The 17946-nt window shown below is 73.5% G+C and carries 2 protein-coding genes (1 of these 2 only partly in view); both read left to right on the top strand.

Going from position 1 to position 17946, the window contains the following annotated elements; translation table 11 throughout:
- Positions 1 to 7761, top strand: partial view of a type I polyketide synthase gene (locus AOM46_RS35410; protein WP_062212858.1) — the end only. Its footprint begins 20574 nt before the window's first position; only the last 7761 of its 28335 coding nucleotides appear in the window; the start codon falls outside the window, past its left edge; its stop codon occupies positions 7759 to 7761.
- A gap of 78 nt (positions 7762 to 7839) precedes the next feature.
- The gene (locus AOM46_RS17580; RefSeq protein WP_370592742.1) at positions 7840 to 17916 is read left to right on the top strand and encodes a type I polyketide synthase; all 10077 of its coding nucleotides are present in this window, start codon (positions 7840 to 7842) and stop codon (positions 17914 to 17916) included.
- Positions 17917 to 17946 lie beyond the last annotated feature (30 nt).

The following is a 17946-nucleotide window of genomic DNA, read 5'->3' on the forward strand; positions in this document are numbered from 1 at the left end:
CTGGCGCGGACGGCCCAGGCGGAGAACCCGGGCCGCATCGTCCTGCTGGACCTGGAACCCGGCACGGCGGGGCCCGCCGCCGCTTCCGTTCTGGCCGCCGCGCTTTCCGGTTCGGAGTCACAACTGGCGGTGCGGGGTGGGGTGTTGTTGGCGCCTCGGTTGGTGCGGGTGTCGGCTGTGGGTGGTGGGTTGGTGCCGCCGGTGGGTGAGTCCGGGTGGCGGTTGGATGTGACGGGTGGCGGCACGTTGGAGTCGTTGGCGTTGGTGCCGGCTCCCGAGGCCGCGCGGGGTCTGGCCGCTGGTGAGGTGCGGGTGGCGGTTCGTGCCGCCGGGCTGAACTTCCGTGATGTGTTGATGGGCCTGGGGATGTATCCGGGTGAGGTGCTGCTCGGCAGCGAGGCCGCCGGCGTGGTCGTCGAGGTCGGTGCGGATGTCACCGAACTGGCCGTCGGCGACCGGGTGATGGGCCTGATCCACCAGGGCTTCGGCTCGTCGGCGATGGTCGACGCCCGGCTGGTCGTGCCGATGCCGGAAGGCTGGTCGTTCGAGCAGGCAGCCTCCGTGCCCGTGGTCTATCTGACCGCCTACTACGGGCTGGTCGACCTGGCCGGTCTGCGGTCCGGGGAGTCGGTGCTGATCCATGCCGCCGCCGGTGGCGTGGGCATGGCCGCCGTGCAACTCGCCCAGCACCTGGGCGCGACGGTGTTCGCCACCGCCAGCGAGGCCAAGCAGCCGGCGGTGCGGGAGTTGGGGGTCGCGGGGGAGCGGATCGCGTCCTCGCGTGATCTGGACTTCCGCGAGGCGTTCCTGGCGGCGACCGACGGCGCGGGCGTCGATGTCGTCCTTGACTCGCTGGCGCGGGAGTTCGTCGACGCGTCCCTCGAACTGCTGCCGCGCGGCGGCCGGTTCCTGGAGATGGGCAAGACCGATATCCGCGACCCCCAGCAGATCGCCCAGGACCACCCCGGCGTCACCTACCGCGCCTTCGACATGCTGGAGGCCGGCCATGACCGGATCGGCGAGATGCTGCGGCATATCGTCGAACTGCTCGGCCGGGGCCGGGTGCGGCCACTGCCGGTGACCACCTGGGATGTGCGGCGGGCGCCGGAGGCGTTCCGGTTTATGAGTCAGGCCCGGCACATCGGGAAGATCGTGCTGACCGTACCGGCCGGTCTGGAACCGAACGGCACGGTGCTGATCACCGGCGGCACCGGCACCCTCGGTTCGCTGCTGGCCCGCCATCTGGTCACCGAGCATCGGGTGACCTCGCTGGTGCTGACCAGCCGCGCCGGGCTCGACGCCCCCGGCGCCGCCGAACTCACCTCCGAACTAAGCGAGTTGGGCGCCCAGGTGCGGATCGCCGCCTGTGACGCGGCCGACCGCGAGCAGCTGGCCGCCGTCCTCGCAGCCATCCCCACCGAGCACCCCCTGACCGGTGTCGTCCACGCCGCCGGCATCGCGGACGACGGAATGCTCGGCTCGCTCAGCGAGGAGCGGATCGAGCGGGTGCTGCGACCGAAGATCGACGCCGCCGTCAACCTGCACGAGCTGACCCGGGACGCCGATCTGCGGCTCTTCGCGCTCTACTCCTCCTCGGCCGGCATCCTCGGCAACGCCGGACAGGCCAACTACGCGGCCGCCAACACCTTCCTCGACGCGCTGGCCGCCCACCGCCGAGCCCATGGTCTGCCCGCGACCTCCCTCGCCTGGGGGCTCTGGGAGCAGGCGAGCGCGGTCAGCGGCAACCTGTCGCAGGCCGATCTCAGCCGCCTGGCGCGCGGCGGCCTGGCTCCTCTCGACTCGGCCCAGGGACTGGCGCTCTTCGACCTCGCCCGAGGGCTCGACGAGGCCGTAACCGTCCCGATCAGGCTCGACCTCGCCGCGATGCGCAGCCGCGCCCAGGCCAGCGGCGCCCAGGCCGTGCCGCCGCTGTTCCGCACCCTGATCCGGGTCACCGGGCGGCGTACCGCGGCCGGCGGGACGGGCAGCCCGTCCTCGCTCACCGCCCAGCTCGGGCGGCTGGCCGCCGCCGACCGGGTGACGCTGGTATCCGAACTGGTCCGCACCCATGTGGCGGCCGTGCTCGGCCACGCCGACGCCCAAGCGGTCAACGCCGAACGGCAGTTCAAGGACCTGGGCTTCGACTCCCTCACCGCCGTCGAACTCCGCAACCGGCTCAACGGGGCCACCGGTCTCCGGCTGCCGGCCACGCTGATCTTCGACTACCCGACGCCGGCCGCGCTCGCCGCGTTCCTGCTCGGCGAACTCGGCGGCGACACCGAGGAGTCGGACCAGCCGACGACGTCCGCCGACATCGCGACCGACGAACCGCTCGCCATCGTCGGAATGGCCTGCCGGTTCCCCGGCGGCATGGACTCACCGGAGGAGCTGTGGCGTCAACTCGTCAACGGCGTCGACGCGATGGGGCCGTTCCCCGCCGACCGGGGCTGGGATCTGGAACGCCTCTACGACCCGGACCCCGAGACCCTTGGGGCCTCCTATGTGCGGGAGGGCGGCTTTATCCACGAGGCGTCCGAGTTCGACGCCGACTTCTTCGGTATCTCGCCGCGCGAGGCGCTGGCCATGGATCCGCAGCAGCGGCTGCTCCTCGAAGTCGCCTGGGAATCCCTGGAGCGGTCCGGCATCGATCCGACGTCGCTGCGCGGCCGAGCCGTCGGCACCTTTATCGGCGGCGTCCAGTCCGCCTATGGCAGCAGCACGCAGGGCATGTCCGACAGTGCCGAGGGCTATGCGCTCACCGGCACCACGACCAGCGTGATCTCGGGCCGGGTCGCCTATGTGCTGGGTCTTGAGGGCCCGGCGGTGACGGTGGACACGGCCTGCTCGTCGTCGCTGGTCGCGCTGCATCTGGCGGCGCAGGCGCTGCGCAACGGCGAATGCGAGATGGCGCTGGCCGGCGGTATCACCGTCATGGCCACGCCGGGTGCCTTTGTCGAGTTCAGCCGGCAGCGCGGGTTGGCGGCCGACGGTCGCTGCAAGCCGTTCGCCTCGGCGGCCGACGGCACCGGCTGGGGCGAGGGCGTCGGCGTCCTGGTGGTCGAGCGGCTTTCGGACGCCCGCCGCAACGGGCACCAGATCCTCGCGGTGGTCAAGGGCTCGGCGGTCAACCAGGACGGCGCGTCCAACGGACTGACCGCGCCGAACGGTCCTTCTCAACAGCGGGTGATCCGGGCCGCGTTGGCCAACGCCGGGCTGACGACCGCGGACATCGACGCGGTGGAGGCGCATGGCACGGGCACCCGCCTGGGTGACCCGATCGAGGCCCAGGCGTTGATCGCGACCTATGGCCAGGAGCGGGACGAGGACCGGCCGCTGTGGTTGGGGTCCATCAAGTCCAATATCGGCCACACCCAGGCGGCGGCCGGTGCCGCCGGCCTGATCAAGATGGTGATGGCGATGCGGCATGGGCAGTTGCCCCAAACGCTGCACGTGGACGAGCCGACCAGTCAGGTCGACTGGTCGGGTACCGTCGCGCTGCTGCGGGAGACCCAACAGTGGAAGTCCAACGGCCAGCCGCGTCGTGCCGGCGTCTCCTCGTTCGGCATTAGCGGCACCAATGCCCATGTGATCCTGGAGCAGGCTCCGGAGGATGCCGAGCCGGCGGCCGTGGTGTTGCCGGGGGCACCGGCTTCGGCGTTGCCGTGGGTGCTTTCCGCGCGGAGCGGGGAGGCGTTGGCGGCGCAGGCGGAGCGGTTGGCTTCGGTGGCGGGCGATCTCGATATCGCCGATGTGGGGTGGTCGTTGGCCACCGGGCGTGCGGAGCTGTCGACGCGGGGCGTGGTGTGGGGTCGGGACGCCGGTGAACTGGTCGCGGGGCTGGGGTCGTTGGCCGCTGAGTCGGTGGTCGAGGGCCGGTTGGCGGTGTTGTTCACGGGTCAGGGTGCGCAGCGGGCGCGGATGGGTGCCGAACTGGCGGCTGCCTTCCCGGTGTTCGCGGATGCTTTGGCCGAGGTGTGTGCGGGCTTCGATGGGTTGTTGCCGCGTCCGTTGGGCGAGGTGCTTGCGGACGAGTCGAGCGCTGATCTGGATCGGACGGTGTTCACTCAGGCGGGGTTGTTCGCGGTTGAGGTGGCGTTGTGGCGGTTGGTGGAGTCGTTTGGGGTGCGGCCCGATTTTGTGGCGGGGCATTCGATCGGTGAGATCGCGGCGGCTCATGTCGCCGGGGTCTTTGATCTGGCTGATGCCTGTCGTTTGGTGGCGGCGCGTGGGTCGTTGATGCAGGCGTTGCCGTCCGGTGGGGCGATGCTCTCCGTTCAGGCGTCGGAGGAGACGGTTCGTGAGCGCACGGATCTGGATATCGCCGCCGTCAACGGTCCCCAGTCCGTGGTGGTCGCCGGTGCTGAGGCCGACGTCGAGGCACTGCGGGCCGAGTTCGCCGAAGCGGGTGTCAAGACCCGGCGGTTGACGGTCTCGCATGCGTTCCACTCCCGGTTGATGGAGCCGATGCTGGGCGAGTTCGAGGAAGTCGCCCAGTCCGTCACCTACCGCGCCCCCGCCCTGCCGGTGATTTCCAATGTGACGGGTGCGGCGGCCGGGGTGGAGATCGGCAGTGCCGAGTACTGGGTGGGGCATGTCCGCGCCACCGTCCGGTTCGCCGACGGGATCACCGCGTTGCGTGCGGCCGGGGTGGCGACGTTCCTTGAGTTGGGTCCGGATGCCACGTTGACCGCGATGGGCGCTGAGTGCCTGGCCGAGGACGACACGACGGCCGCGTTCGTTCCCACCACCCGTCGGGAGCATGACGAGGTGGCGACGTTCACCGCCGGCCTCTCCCGGGTGTGGGCGCGCGGCGCGCGGCTGGACTGGCGGGCCGCTTTCGCCGGGCGGGCCGTCCGGCAGGTGGAGCTGCCGACCTACGCCTTCCAGCGCCGCCGCTACTGGCTGGAGGGCGACACCAACGGCGACCCGACCGGCCTCGGCCTTGGCGCCGCCGGGCATCCGCTGCTCGGCGCGGCGGTCAGCCTGGCCGCCGAGGACGGGGTGGTTCTCACCGGCCGGATCTCCGCGCGGCTGCAGCCCTGGCTGGCCGATCACACCATCGGCGGCACGGTGCTCTTCCCGGGCACCGGCTTTGTCGAGCTGGCCGTCCGCGCCGGCGACGAGGTCGGCTACGGGCAGGTGCGGGAGCTGACGCTCCAGGCGCCGCTCGCGCTGCCCGAGCGGGGCGCCGTCCAGGTGCAGGTCGTGGTCGGTGGGCCGGATCCGACGGGCGGTCGTGAGGTGCGGATCTACTCCCGCCCGGAGAACGCCGACGCCGGCGACGCGTGGCTCCACCACGCCGATGGCGTACTCGATCGGGAGGCCGAACCGCTGCCGGACGCACAGGACTTGGCCGTCTGGCCGCCGGCGGGTGCGGAGGCCGTCGAGGTGTCCGGGATCTACCCGACGCTCGCCGACTCGGGCTATGGATACGGGCCCGTGTTTCAGGGGTTGCGTGCCGCCTGGCGGTATGGCAGCGAGATCTTCGCCGAGGTCGCGCTGCCCGACGAGGAGGCCGGCCGTGCCTCGCGCTACGGCCTGCACCCGGCGCTGCTGGACGCCGCACTGCATGCGCAGGGCCTGGCCGCCGCCGACGCCGGGACCGACCCGAAGGAGTCCGAGGGCGGCAACGGCGTGCGGCTGCCGTTCGCCTGGTCCGGAGTGTCGCTGCTGGCCTCCGGCGCGACCGCCCTGCGGGTGCGCATCATCCCGGTCTCCGACAACGAAATCGCACTTCAGATCGCCGATGCCGCCGGGCGTCCGGTGGCCGCCGTCGGCTCCCTGCTGCTGCGCGCGGTGACCGGGGAACAGCTGGCCGCGGCGGCCGCCGCCACATCCGACGCGCTGCTCCGGGTCGAGTGGACACCGCTGGCCGACGGCGGGGACATTTCCGCCGCCGACTGCGCTGTGCTGGGCTCCGCGCCGCTCGACGGGGCCGGGCTCGCCACCCGGCACCGGGACCTCTCCGCCCTCGTCAGCGCGCTGGACGCGGGTGCGGAACCGCCGGCCGTGCTGCTGCTGCCCTGCCTGCCGTCGGCCGACGACCGGCCGCTGAACGTAGGGGGTGGGGAGGCCATCACTGGGGTGTTGGCCGTCTTGCGGGCGTGCTTGGTTGATGAGCGGTTGGCCGTGTCGCGTCTGGCGGTGGTCACTCAGGGGGCGATAGCCGGACACGGCAACGATGTGAGGGATCTGATGCACACGCCGGTGTGGGGGCTGGTGCGGTCCGCGCAGACGGAGAACCCCGGCCGGTTCCTGCTGGTCGACCTCGACCCCGATGCCGCGGTCGAGGAGAGCGCGGTAACCGATGCGGTCGCGCGGGCCATCGCGGCCGACGAGCCGCAGATCGCGGTCAGGGAAGGGCAGTTGCGCGTGCCCAGGCTGACCAGGGTCGTCGAGACCGGCGGCGGGAAGCCGGCCGCGTCGGCCACGTTCCCCGGCACCGTGCTGGTCACCGGCGGAACCGGCGCCCTGGGCGGGCTGCTGGCCCGCCATCTGGTCACCGAACACGGTGTGACCTCCCTGCTGCTGACCAGCCGGGCCGGTATCAACGCCGCCGGCGCCCGCCAACTCGCCGCTGAGCTGGGCGAGTTGGGTGCGGAAGTGGAGATCGCCGCCTGCAATGTGGCGGACCGCGACCAGCTCGCCAAGGTCCTCGACAGCATCCCGGCCGAGCGTCCGCTCACCGGAGTGGTGCACGCGGCCGGGGTGCTGGACGACGGGCTGATCGCCACGCTGACGGATGATCAGTTGCGACGGGTGCTGCGGCCGAAGATGGAAGCGGCCGTCAATCTGCACGAGTTGACGAGGGACGCCGACCTGTCGCTGTTTGTGCTCTACTCCTCGGTGGCGGGCATCCTCGGCGGCCCTGGCCAGGGCAACTACGCGGCGGCCAACACCTTCCTCGACGGACTGGCCGCCCACCGGCGCGCACTCGGCCTGCCCGGCGTCTCCCTGGCCTGGGGCCCCTGGGCCGAAGCCGGCGGCATGGCCGGGGAGTTGGGCGCCGCCGACCGGGAACGGATGGCCGGCAGCGGCCTGGTGCCGCTGTCGCGAGCCCAGGGGCTCGCGCTCTTCGACGAGGCGCTGCTCCTCGGCGACGAACCCCTGCTGGTGGCCGCCCCGTTGGACGCCTCGGCGCTGCGGCGGCAGGCGGAGCGCGGGCCGCTGCCCGGGATGCTCCGTGGCCTGGTCCGCACTCGGCCGAGGCGTGCCTCGGCGGCCGGCGCCTCCGGCGCCGACGACCCGGCGGCCCTGCGGCGGCGGCTGGCCGGCCTGAGCGAGGCGGAGCGGGTGCGCGTCGTCACCGACCTGGTACGCGGCGAGGTCGCCCAGGTTCTCGGGCATCAGAACGCCGTCGCCGTCGATGTGGACCGGCAATTCCAGGAGTTGGGGTTCGACTCGCTGACGGCGGTCGACCTGAGGAACCGGCTCGGCTTCGCCACCGGGCTGCGGCTGGCCGCCAGCCTCGTCTTCGACCACCCGACGCCGGCCGGGCTGGCCCAGGCGCTTGTCGGGCAGCTCGTGCCCGAGGACGCCGGCCCGCCGGAGGACGCACGGGACGCGGAGCTCCGCGACCTGCTGGCGTCCATCCCGCTCGCCCAACTCCGGGCGTCGGGGCTGATGGAAGCGCTGCTCCAGCTGGCCCAGCCGGCGGACGACGAGGAGAAGTCGTCGTCCGAGGACGATCCGGATCTCGGCCTGGCCGACATGGAGGTCGACGACCTCGTGCGGATGGCACTCGGCGACTCCGACTCCTGACCGAATCCACGAGAAAGCTGAACGCTCATGGCGGCATCCATTGGCAACGAGAAGATCGTCGAGGCCCTGCGGGCTTCGCTGGCCGAGACCAAGCAACTCCGCAAGCAGAACCGGCAGCTCCTCGCCGCGCACCGCGAGCCGATCGCGATCGTCGGAATGGCCTGCCGCTACCCGGGTGGGGTCAACTCGCCCGAAGACCTGTGGGAGTTGGTGAGCACCGGCGCGGACGTGATCGGCACCTTCCCCGTCGACCGTGGCTGGGATGTCGAGGGCATCTACGATCCTGAGCCGGGGGTGCCGGGGCGCACCTACAGTCGTGAGGGCGGATTCCTCTACGAGGCGGCGGACTTCGACGGCGAACCGTTCGCCATCGCGCCGCGTGAGGCGCTGGCCATGGACCCGCAGCAGCGGCTGCTGCTGGAGACGACCTGGGAGGCGTTCGAACGGGCCGGTATTCCGGCGGACTCGGTGCGCGGCAGCCGCACCGGCGTCTTCGCCGGGCTGATGTACCACGACTACGGCAGCCGGCTGACCCGGCTGCCGGACGAGGTCGGCGGCTATATCGGCACCGGCACGGCCGGCAGTGTGCTCTCCGGGCGGCTGGCCTACTCGTTCGGCCTTGAGGGCCCGGCGGTCACCGTGGACACCGCCTGCTCCTCGTCGCTGGTCGCGCTGCATCTGGCGGCGCAGGCGCTGCGCAACGGCGAGTGCGATCTGGCGCTCGCGGGCGGCGTCACCGTGATGTCGACGCCGGCGACCTTTGTGGAGTTCGGGCGCCAGCGCGGACTGGCCGCCGACGGCCGCTGCAAGTCCTTCGCCTCGGCGGCCGACGGCACCGGTTGGGGCGAGGGCGCGGGGATGCTGCTCGTCGAGCGGCTTTCGGACGCCCGCCGCAACGGGCACCGGGTGCTGGCCGTGGTGCGGGGCTCCGCCATCAACCAGGACGGCGCGTCGAACGGGTTGACGGCGCCCAACGGTCCCTCCCAACAGCGCGTGATCCGGCAGGCGTTGGAGAACTCGCTGCTGACGGCCGCCGATGTGGACACGGTGGAGGGGCATGGCACCGGCACCTCGCTGGGCGACCCGATCGAGGCGCAGGCGCTGCTGGCCACCTATGGGCAGGAGCGGCCGGGGGACCGGCCGCTGTGGTTGGGCTCCATCAAGTCCAATATGGGCCACACCCAGGCGGCGGCCGGTGTCGCCGGCATCATCAAGATGGTCATGGCCATGCGGGCGGGCGTGCTGCCGCCCACCCTGCATGTGGACGAGCCCTCGGAGTTCGTGGACTGGTCCGCCGGCGCGGTGGCGCTGTTGACGGAGGCGCGGGAATGGACGGTGGACGAGGGCCGTCCGCGTCGGGCCGGGGTGTCCTCCTTCGGCATCAGCGGCACCAACGCGCATGTGATTCTGGAGCAGGCGCCGGACGACGCCGAGCCGTCCGCCACCGTCCTCCCAGGGAACGCGCTCCCCGCGCTGCCCTGGACGCTGTCCGCCCATACCGACGAGGCGCTGACCGCTCAGGCGGGGCGACTGGCCGCTGCAGTCGGCGAGTTGGACCCGGTGGACGTCGGCTGGTCGCTGGCGGACACGCGGACCCAACTGGCTTCGCGCGCGGTGGTGTGGGGTCGGGACGCCGATGAACTGGTCGCCGGGCTGCGGGCGTTGGCCGTCGAGGGCGCGGTGGACGGCCGGTTGGCGGTGTTGTTCACGGGTCAGGGCGCGCAGCGGGCGCGGATGGGTGCCGAACTGGCCGCTGCCTTCCCGGTGTTCGCCGAGGCGCTGAACGAGGTCTGTGCCGGGTTCGACGGGTTGTTGCCGCGTCCGTTGGGCGAGGTGCTTGCGGACGAGTCGAGCGCCGATCTTGACCAGACCGTGTTCGCCCAGGCGGGGTTGTTCGCTGTTGAGGTGGCGTTGTGGCGGTTGGTGGAGTCGTTCGGGGTGCGGCCTGATTTTGTGGCCGGGCATTCGATTGGTGAGATCGTGGCGGCTCATGTGGCCGGGGTCTTTGATCTTGCTGATGCCTGTCGTCTGGTGGCGGCGCGTGGGTCGTTGATGCAGGCGTTGCCGTCCGGTGGGGCGATGCTGTCCGTCCAGGCGTCGGAGGAGACCGTCCGCGAGCGCACGGATCTCGATATCGCGGCCGTCAACGGTCCGCTCTCCGTGGTCGTCGCCGGTGCTGAGGCCGAGGTTGAGGCGCTGCGCGCCGAGTTCGCCGAAGCGGGCGTGAAGACCCGGCGGTTGACCGTTTCGCATGCGTTCCACTCGCGGTTGATGGAGCCGATGCTGGGCGAGTTCCAGCGGGTCGCCGAATCGCTGACCTACCACGCCCCCACCGTCCCCGTGATCTCCCATGTCACCGGCGAGGAGGCGGGCGAGGAGATCGTCACCGCCGACTACTGGGTACGGCATGTGCGGGCCACGGTGCGGTTCGCCGACGGGATCAGCACGCTGCGCGCCGCCGGAACGGCCACCTTCCTCGAATTGGGCCCGGACGCCACGCTCACCGCGATGGGCGCCGAATGCGTCCCCGACGGCGACACCGGCGCCGCGTTTGTCGCCGCCACCCGCCGCGAACGCGACGAGGTGGCGACGTTCACCGCCGCGCTCTCCCGGGTCTGGGTACGCGGCGCCTCCGTCGACTGGCGGGCCGCTTTCGCCGGCCGGACCGTCCGGCAGGTGGACCTGCCGACCTATGCCTTCCAGCATCAGCGGTACTGGCTCCAGAACGCGCCGCTCACCGACGAGTTGGCCGCCGTCGACCCCGAGGAGGCACGGTTCTGGGACGCCGTCGAGCAGCAGAACCTCGCGGTGCTCGCCGAGGCGCTGCAGGTGGACGGCGACGACTCGCTCCGCGATGTGCTGCCGCAGCTCTCCTCCTGGCGGCGCGAGCGGCGCGAACGAGGTCTGGCCGGCGACCACCGCTACCGGGTGGAGTGGAAGCCGGTCGAGCCGCCGGCGCCCGCGTTGCGCGGCGGCAGCTGGCTGCTCGTCGTTCCCTCGGCAGCGACCGATCCGGCGCTGATCGAGTCCTGTCACGCCGCGCTGACCGCGCACGGCGCGCGGGTGGAGCCCGTCACCATCGAGGCCGATGGCGCCCACCGGATGGAACTCGCCGACCACCTCACCGAGTTGGTGCTCGACCTGGCGGCCGGCGCGCCCTCGGAGGATGACCAGCCCCCGTTCACCGGGGTGCTGTCACTGCTCGCGCTGGCCGAGACGCCGACGCTCGTCGACGACGAACTGCCCCACGGCCTGGCCGCCACCGTCACCCTGGTGCAGGCGCTCGCCGACGCCGGCATCGGCGCCCCGCTGTGGTGCGCCACACGCGGCGCCATCGCCGGCGCCCCGGCCGAGCCGGCACCGGACGCCACGCAGGCGATGCTCTGGGGCCTGGGCCGGGTCATCGGCCTGGAGACACCCGAGCGGTGGGGCGGCCTGGTGGACCTCCCCGAAGAGCTGGACGAGCGCGGCGCCCGGCTGCTGGCCGGGCTGCTGTCCGGCGGCGGCGAGGACCAGGTGGCGGTGCGCCGCTCCGGCGCGTTGGCCCGCCGGCTGGCGCAGGCGCCCCTGCCGCCGGAGTCCGCCGACGCGGCCTGGCCGCCTTCCGGCACCGTGCTGATCACCGGCGGCACCGGCGGCATCGGCGCCGAACTGGCGCGCTGGCTCGCCGAGAACGGCGCCCAGCATCTGCTGCTGCTCAGCCGACGCGGCGCCGAGGCGCCCGGCGCACCCGAACTGGCCGACGAACTCCGCGCCGCGGGCGCCGAGGTGACGCTCGCGGCCTGCGACGCCGCCGACCGCGAGCGGCTGGCCCGGGTGCTGGCCGATGTGCCGGATGACCGGCCGCTGACCTCCGTGGTGCATGCCGCCGGCGTGCTGGACGACGGCCTGCTGGACACCCTCACCGCCGAGCCGATGCGCCGGGTGCTGCGGCCCAAGGTGACCGCGGCGCTCAACCTGCACGTGCTGACGCTCCATCATCAACTCTCCAGCTTCATCCTGTTCTCCTCCTTCGCCGGCACCTTCGGATCGCCGGGGCAGGCCGCCTACGCGGCCGGCAACGCCTTTCTCGACGCGCTCGCCGAACGCCGTCGGGACGCGGGTCTGCCGGCCGTCTCCGTCGCCTGGGGGCCATGGGCCGGCGCCGGCATGGCCACCGGAACGGAGGCCGTCGAACGCGGCATGCGCCGCTCCGGGCTGACGCCGCTGGTGCCCGGCCGGGCCCTCACCGCGCTGCGGCAGGCGGTGCGCGGCGGCGACCGCACGGTCAGCGTCTTCGACGTGGACTGGGAACAGTTCGCCGGCGTCTTCGCCGCGCTTCGGCCCAGCCCGCTGATCGGCGACCTGCCGCAGGTGCGGCAACTGGCCGAGCGCGCCGGACCCGGGCAGCAACAGGCCGAGCAGGGCGGCGAGTTGGTGGGCCGGCTGCTGGGCCTCGCGCCGCAGGAGCGGGAGAAGGCCCTGGTGGAGCTGGTGCGCGACCAGGTCGCGACCGTGCTCGGACACCGTGGCGGGCAGGCGGTCGCCCGCGACAAGCCGTTCAAGGAACTCGGCTTCGACTCGCTGGCCGCCGTCGAACTGCGGAACCGGCTGATCGCCGCGACCGGCCTGGCGCTGCCCGCCACCCTGGTCTTCGACCACCCCACCTCGCTCGCCGTCGCCCGCTTTCTGCGCGGCGAACTGCTCCCCGACGAGGGCGCCCAGGGCCCGTCCGGCGCCATGGCGCGCGCCGGACGAGGCGACGACCCGGCGGACGACCCGATCGTGATCATCGGCATGTCCTGCCGCTACCCCGGCGGCGTCGAATCGCCAGACGACCTGTGGCGGCTGGTGGCCGACGGCACCGACGCCATCGGCCGCTACCCCGACGACCGGGGCTGGAACATCGACGACTACTACGACCCGGACCCCGACCGGCTGGGCGCGACATACACCCGCGAAGGCGGATTCCTCACCGGCGCCGGGGACTTCGACGCCGCGTTCTTCGGCATCTCGCCGCGCGAGGCGCTGGCCATGGACCCGCAGCAGCGGCTGCTGCTCGAAGCGTCCTGGGACGCCATCGAACGGGCCGGCATCGACCCGACGACGCTGCACGGCAGCCAGACCGCCGTCTACACCGGCATCGTCGCCCTCACCAACAGCCTCTCCTCCTCGCCGACCCATGTCCCCGACGAACTGCAGGGCGTGGTCGGCACCGGCACGGCGGCCAGCGTCGCCTCCGGCCGGATCTCCTACGCCCTCGGCCTGGAGGGCCCCGCCGTCACCGTGGACACGGCCTGCTCGGCGTCACTGGTCGCGCTGCACCTCGCGGCCCAGTCACTCAGCCGAGGCGAGAGCGATCTGGCGCTTGCCGGCGGCGTCACCGTGCTCAGCACACCCGGCATCTTTGTCGAGTTCAGCCGCCAGCGCGGGCTGGCCACCGACGGCCGTTGCAAGGCGTTCGGCGCCGGCGCCGACGGCTTCGGGCCGGCCGAGGGCGTCGGCATGCTGCTCCTCGAACGGCTCTCCGACGCGCGCCGCAACGGACACCGGGTGCTGGCCGTCGTCAAGGGCTCGGCCGTCAACCAGGACGGTGCCTCCAACGGTCTCACCGCGCCCAACGGCCCTTCCCAACAGCGGGTCATCCGCGCCGCGTTGGCCAACGCCGGACTCCGGCCTGGCGACGTGGACGCCGTCGAGGCGCATGGCACCGGAACCTCGCTTGGCGACCCCATCGAGGCCCAGGCGCTGCTGGCCACCTATGGCCGGGACCGGGCCGACGACCGGCCGCTGTGGCTGGGCTCCGTCAAGTCCAACATCGGGCATGCGCAGGCCGCCGCGGGTGTCGCCGGCGTCATCAAGATGGTGATGGCCATGCAGGCCCAGGAACTGCCCAGGACATTGCACGTCGAGGAACCGTCCCCGCTGATCGACTGGACCGCGGGGCCGGTCGCGCTGCTGTCCGCCGCCCGCCCCTGGAAGGCCGGCGCGGGACCGCGCCGCGCCGCCGTCTCCTCCTTCGGGATCAGCGGCACCAACGCCCATGTCATCCTGGAGGAGCCCGCCGCCGAACCGGCCGTCGAGCCGGCCGGCGGCGTCACCAGGGAGGGGCCGGTCCCGTTCGAGCCGGCCGTGCTGCCCTGGGCGCTGTCCGCGCGGGCCGCCGGCGCCCTGCGCGCGCAGGGCGAACTGCTCGCCCGGCATGTCGCCGATCTGGACGCCCATCCGGCGGATGTGGCGGACGCGCTGCTGACCCGTCGGGCCACCTTCGAGCACCGCGCCCTGGTGTGGGGCCGGGACCTGGCCACCCTCACCGCCGGCGCCACCACCCTCTCCGCCGACAACGCCGACAACGCCGACAACGGCCGTGGCGGTGGCGGGGGAACGGAGGAAGCGGGCGGCCGACGGGGTGAGCCGGCCGGCCATCTCGTCGTCGGTCACGCGGACCTCAGCGGCGGCGTCGCCTTCGTCTTCCCGGGACAGGGCTCCCAGTGGATCGGCATGGGCCGCGACCTGCTCGCCACCTCGCCCGTCTTCGCCGCCCGCCTCGCGGAGTGCGAGGCGGCGCTCGCGCCGTTTGTCGACTGGTCCGTCACCGAGGTCCTGACCGGCGCCGCCGAGCCGGACTGGCTGGAGGACGTCGAGGTGCTGCAGCCGCTGCTCTGGGCGGTGATGGTCTCCCTGGCGGCCGTCTGGGAGGCGCTTGGCGTGGTGCCGACCGCCGTGATCGGCCACTCCCAGGGTGAGCTCGCCGCCGCCGCCGTCGCCGGCGCGCTCACCCTGGAGGACGCCGCCCGCGTCATCGTCGCCCGCTCCGCCCTGGTGGCGCCCACCCGCGACAGCGGCACCCTGCTGACCGTGGCCGCCACCCGCGAACAGGTCGACGGCTGGCTGACCCGCTGGCCCGACCGACTCTCCGTCGCCGCCGTCAACGGCCCCACCGGCATTGTGGTTTCGGGCGAGTTCGCCGCGCTCGACGAACTCGCCGAACTGCTCGCCGCCGAGGAGGTCTGGTGCCGACGCGTCCCCGGCACCCACCCGGCGCACTCGCCCCGGATGGACGCGCTGCGCGACGAACTGCTCGCCGCCACCGCTCCCGTCCAACCCCGCGCCACCCGGGTGCCCCTGGTCTCCACGGTCACCGGCGAGGTCCAGGACGGCGAGACCATGGACGCCGCCTACTGGTACGCCAACCTCCGCGAAACCGTCGAGTTCGAACGGGCCGTGCGCACCGCCCTCGACCTGGGCTGCGCCGCGCTGGTCGAGGTCTCCCCGCATCCGGTGCTCAACGTCCCCATGCTGGAGATCATCGACGCCGCCGGCGCCCAGGCCACCGCCGTCGGCACGCTCCGCCGCGCCGAGGACGGACCCGAACGGCTGATCGCCAACGCCGGCGAACTGTGGGTGCGCGGCGTGGACGTGGACCTGGGGGCGCTGCTCGGCGAACACCGGCCCAGGCGCGTCGAGTTGCCGCCCTACCCGTTCCAGCGCCGCCGCTACTGGCTCAACGCCGCCGGCGCCACCGCCGCCGACCCCGCCGGCCTCGGCCTCGGCGACGCCGGGCACCCGCTGCTGGGCGCCACCGTGCCGCTGGCCGCCGGCGACGGGCTGCTGCTCACCGGCAGGATCAGCGCCCGCAACCAGCCCTGGCTCGCCCAACACACCGTCGCCGGGCTCGCGTTGCTCCCCGGCTCGGTGTTCACCGAGTTCGCCACCCGCGCCGGCGACGAGGTGGGCTGCGGCCGGCTGCGGGAACTGCTGCTGCTCGCCCCACTGGCGCTCCCCGCCGAGGGACAGGTGCGGATCCAGCTGGTCGTGGGACCGGCCACCGAGGACGGCAGCCGCGAACTCGGCGTCTACGCACGGCCCGACGAAGCGCCCGCCGACCAGCCGTGGACCTGCCACGCCGAGGGCGTCCTCGCCCCCGCCGGGCCGCCGGCACCGGCCGACGACCTGGCGGCCTGGCCGCCCGCAGGCGCCGAACCCGTCGACATCGCCGACTTCTACCGGGTCGCCGAAGCCGCCGGCTACGGCTACGGGCCCGCGTTCCAGGGGCTGAGCGCCGTCTGGCGACGCGGCGAGGAGATCTATGCCGAGGCCAGGCTGCCCGAGCCCCAGCAGGCCGACGCCGCCCGCTACGGCCTGCACCCCGCGCTGCTCGACGCCGCGCTCCAGGCCGCCGGCGTCGGCGCGCCCGCCCAACCCGGCACGATCCGCCAGCCCATGGCCTGGAACGGGCTGACGCTGCTCGCCGGTGGCGCGACCGAACTCCGTGTCCGCCTCACCCCGGTGGGCGACGACGGGCTGGCCATCCTCCTCGCCGACCCGGCGGGCGCGCCGGTCGCCACCGTCGAGACCCTGGTGCAGCGCACCGTGTCCGCCGACCAACTCGCCCGCACCGTCACGGCGGCGGCCGGCGCCGGCGCCGAACTCCTCACCCGCGCCTGGCAGTCGCTGCCCGACCGGCCCGATGCGGACGAGGAACCCGCCGGGCTCCGCTGGGCCGTGCTCGGCCAGGACGGGCTCGGCGCCGGCGCCGCCGTCCAGGACGCCGGGCACGCCGTCGACGCCTACGGCGACCTGGCCGCGCTGCGCGCCGTTCTGGACGCCGGCGTGCCGGCCCCCGACGTCGTCCTCGCCGTCCGGCCACCCGCCGCCAACACCCCGGAACTGCTGGACGGTTGGCACGCCGAGAGGCGGCTGGCCGGCTCGCTGCTGACGGTGGTGACCTGCGGCGCCGTGGCCACCACCCCGGGCGACCAGGTCACCGACCCCGAAGGGGCCGAGGTGCACCAGCTCGTCCGCACCGCGCCGGGCCGGGCGCTCCTCGTCGACCTCGACGACGAGTTCGCCGCCGACCAGCTGCCGCGCGCGGTGGCGGCCGCCGTCACCGGCGAACCGCGACTCGCCATCCGCAGCGAGGAGTTGCTGGCGCCCAGGATCACCGCGCAGCCCGCGCCCGCCCCGACGGCCGACCGGCTCACCGCCGACGCCACCGTGCTGGTGGTCGGCAGCGGACCGCTGGCCGCCGCCCTGGTCCACCGGCTGGCGCCCACCGGAGCCAGGCTGGTCGTCGCGGGGCCGGAGGCCGACCAACTCGTCGCCCAGGCAGCCGAGTCCACCGCCGAAACCACCGCTCCGGTCGCCGCGCCCGGCGACCCGGGCGATGGCGACCTCCTCGCCGAACTCGTCGCCGCCACCCCCGCCGACCGGCCACTGACCGCGATCGTCGACACCACCGGAAGCCGGGCGACCGTCGACCGGCTGGACCGGCTCACCGCCGAAACCCCGGACGTCACTCTCGTCTGCTGCGCCGAACTCCCCGACGCCGAACTGGACTTCATCGCCCATCGGCGCCACGCCCGTGGCCTGCCGGCCGCCGTCGTGACCGGCGCGGACTGGCCGGGGACGGCCGCCGCCCAGGGCGACCCCAGGTCGACCCAGTGGCTGGCCGACGGCGCCGCCCAGGCCATCAGGCACGACCGGACGCTCGCCGTCGCCACCCGCCTCGACCCGGGCGCCCTGCGCCGCGCCGCCGCCGAGGGCACCCTCCCCGCCGAACTCCGCGAGCTGGCCGCCGCGACCGCCGCCCCCGCCGGGCGCCGCGTCGCCGCCGGCACCACCGCCGACGCCCAGGCGGGCGCCGCGCTCACCCAGCGGCTCGCCGGACTGGACGACGCCGAACGGGAACGCGCCCTGACCCTGCTGGTACGCCAGCAGATCGCCGCCGTGCTCGGCCACTCCTCCGCGCGCGACGTCGAACCCGACCGGCTGGTAAAGGAGTTGGGCTTCGACTCCATGATGTCCGTGCAACTCCGCAACCGCCTGGTCGCCGAGACGGGGCTTGACCTGCCGACCACGCTGGCGTTCGCCCATCCGACGCCCGCCGCGCTCGCCCGCTATCTCGACAGCCGCCTCGCACCGGCCGACACCACGGGCAGCCGCATCCTCGACGAGATCGAACGGCTGGACAGCGCCCTGGCCGAACTCGACGCGGCGCACGAGGACCGCGCCCGCATCGCCAAACGCCTCCAGAACCTCGCCTGGCGCCTCGGCAACGAAGCCGCCCCGTCGGACGGAACCCCCGAGAGCACCGTCCTCACCGACGAGGTCCTCGACTCCGTCTCGGACGACGAGATGTTCGACCTGATCGACCGGGAGCTGGGTGAGCCCTGACGGGCGTGTCGGGCGCCGCGCCCCGGCGCC

This window comes from Streptomyces sp. NBRC 109706 (assembly GCF_000974485.1).
Lineage (GTDB): Bacteria > Actinomycetota > Actinomycetes > Streptomycetales > Streptomycetaceae > Streptomyces.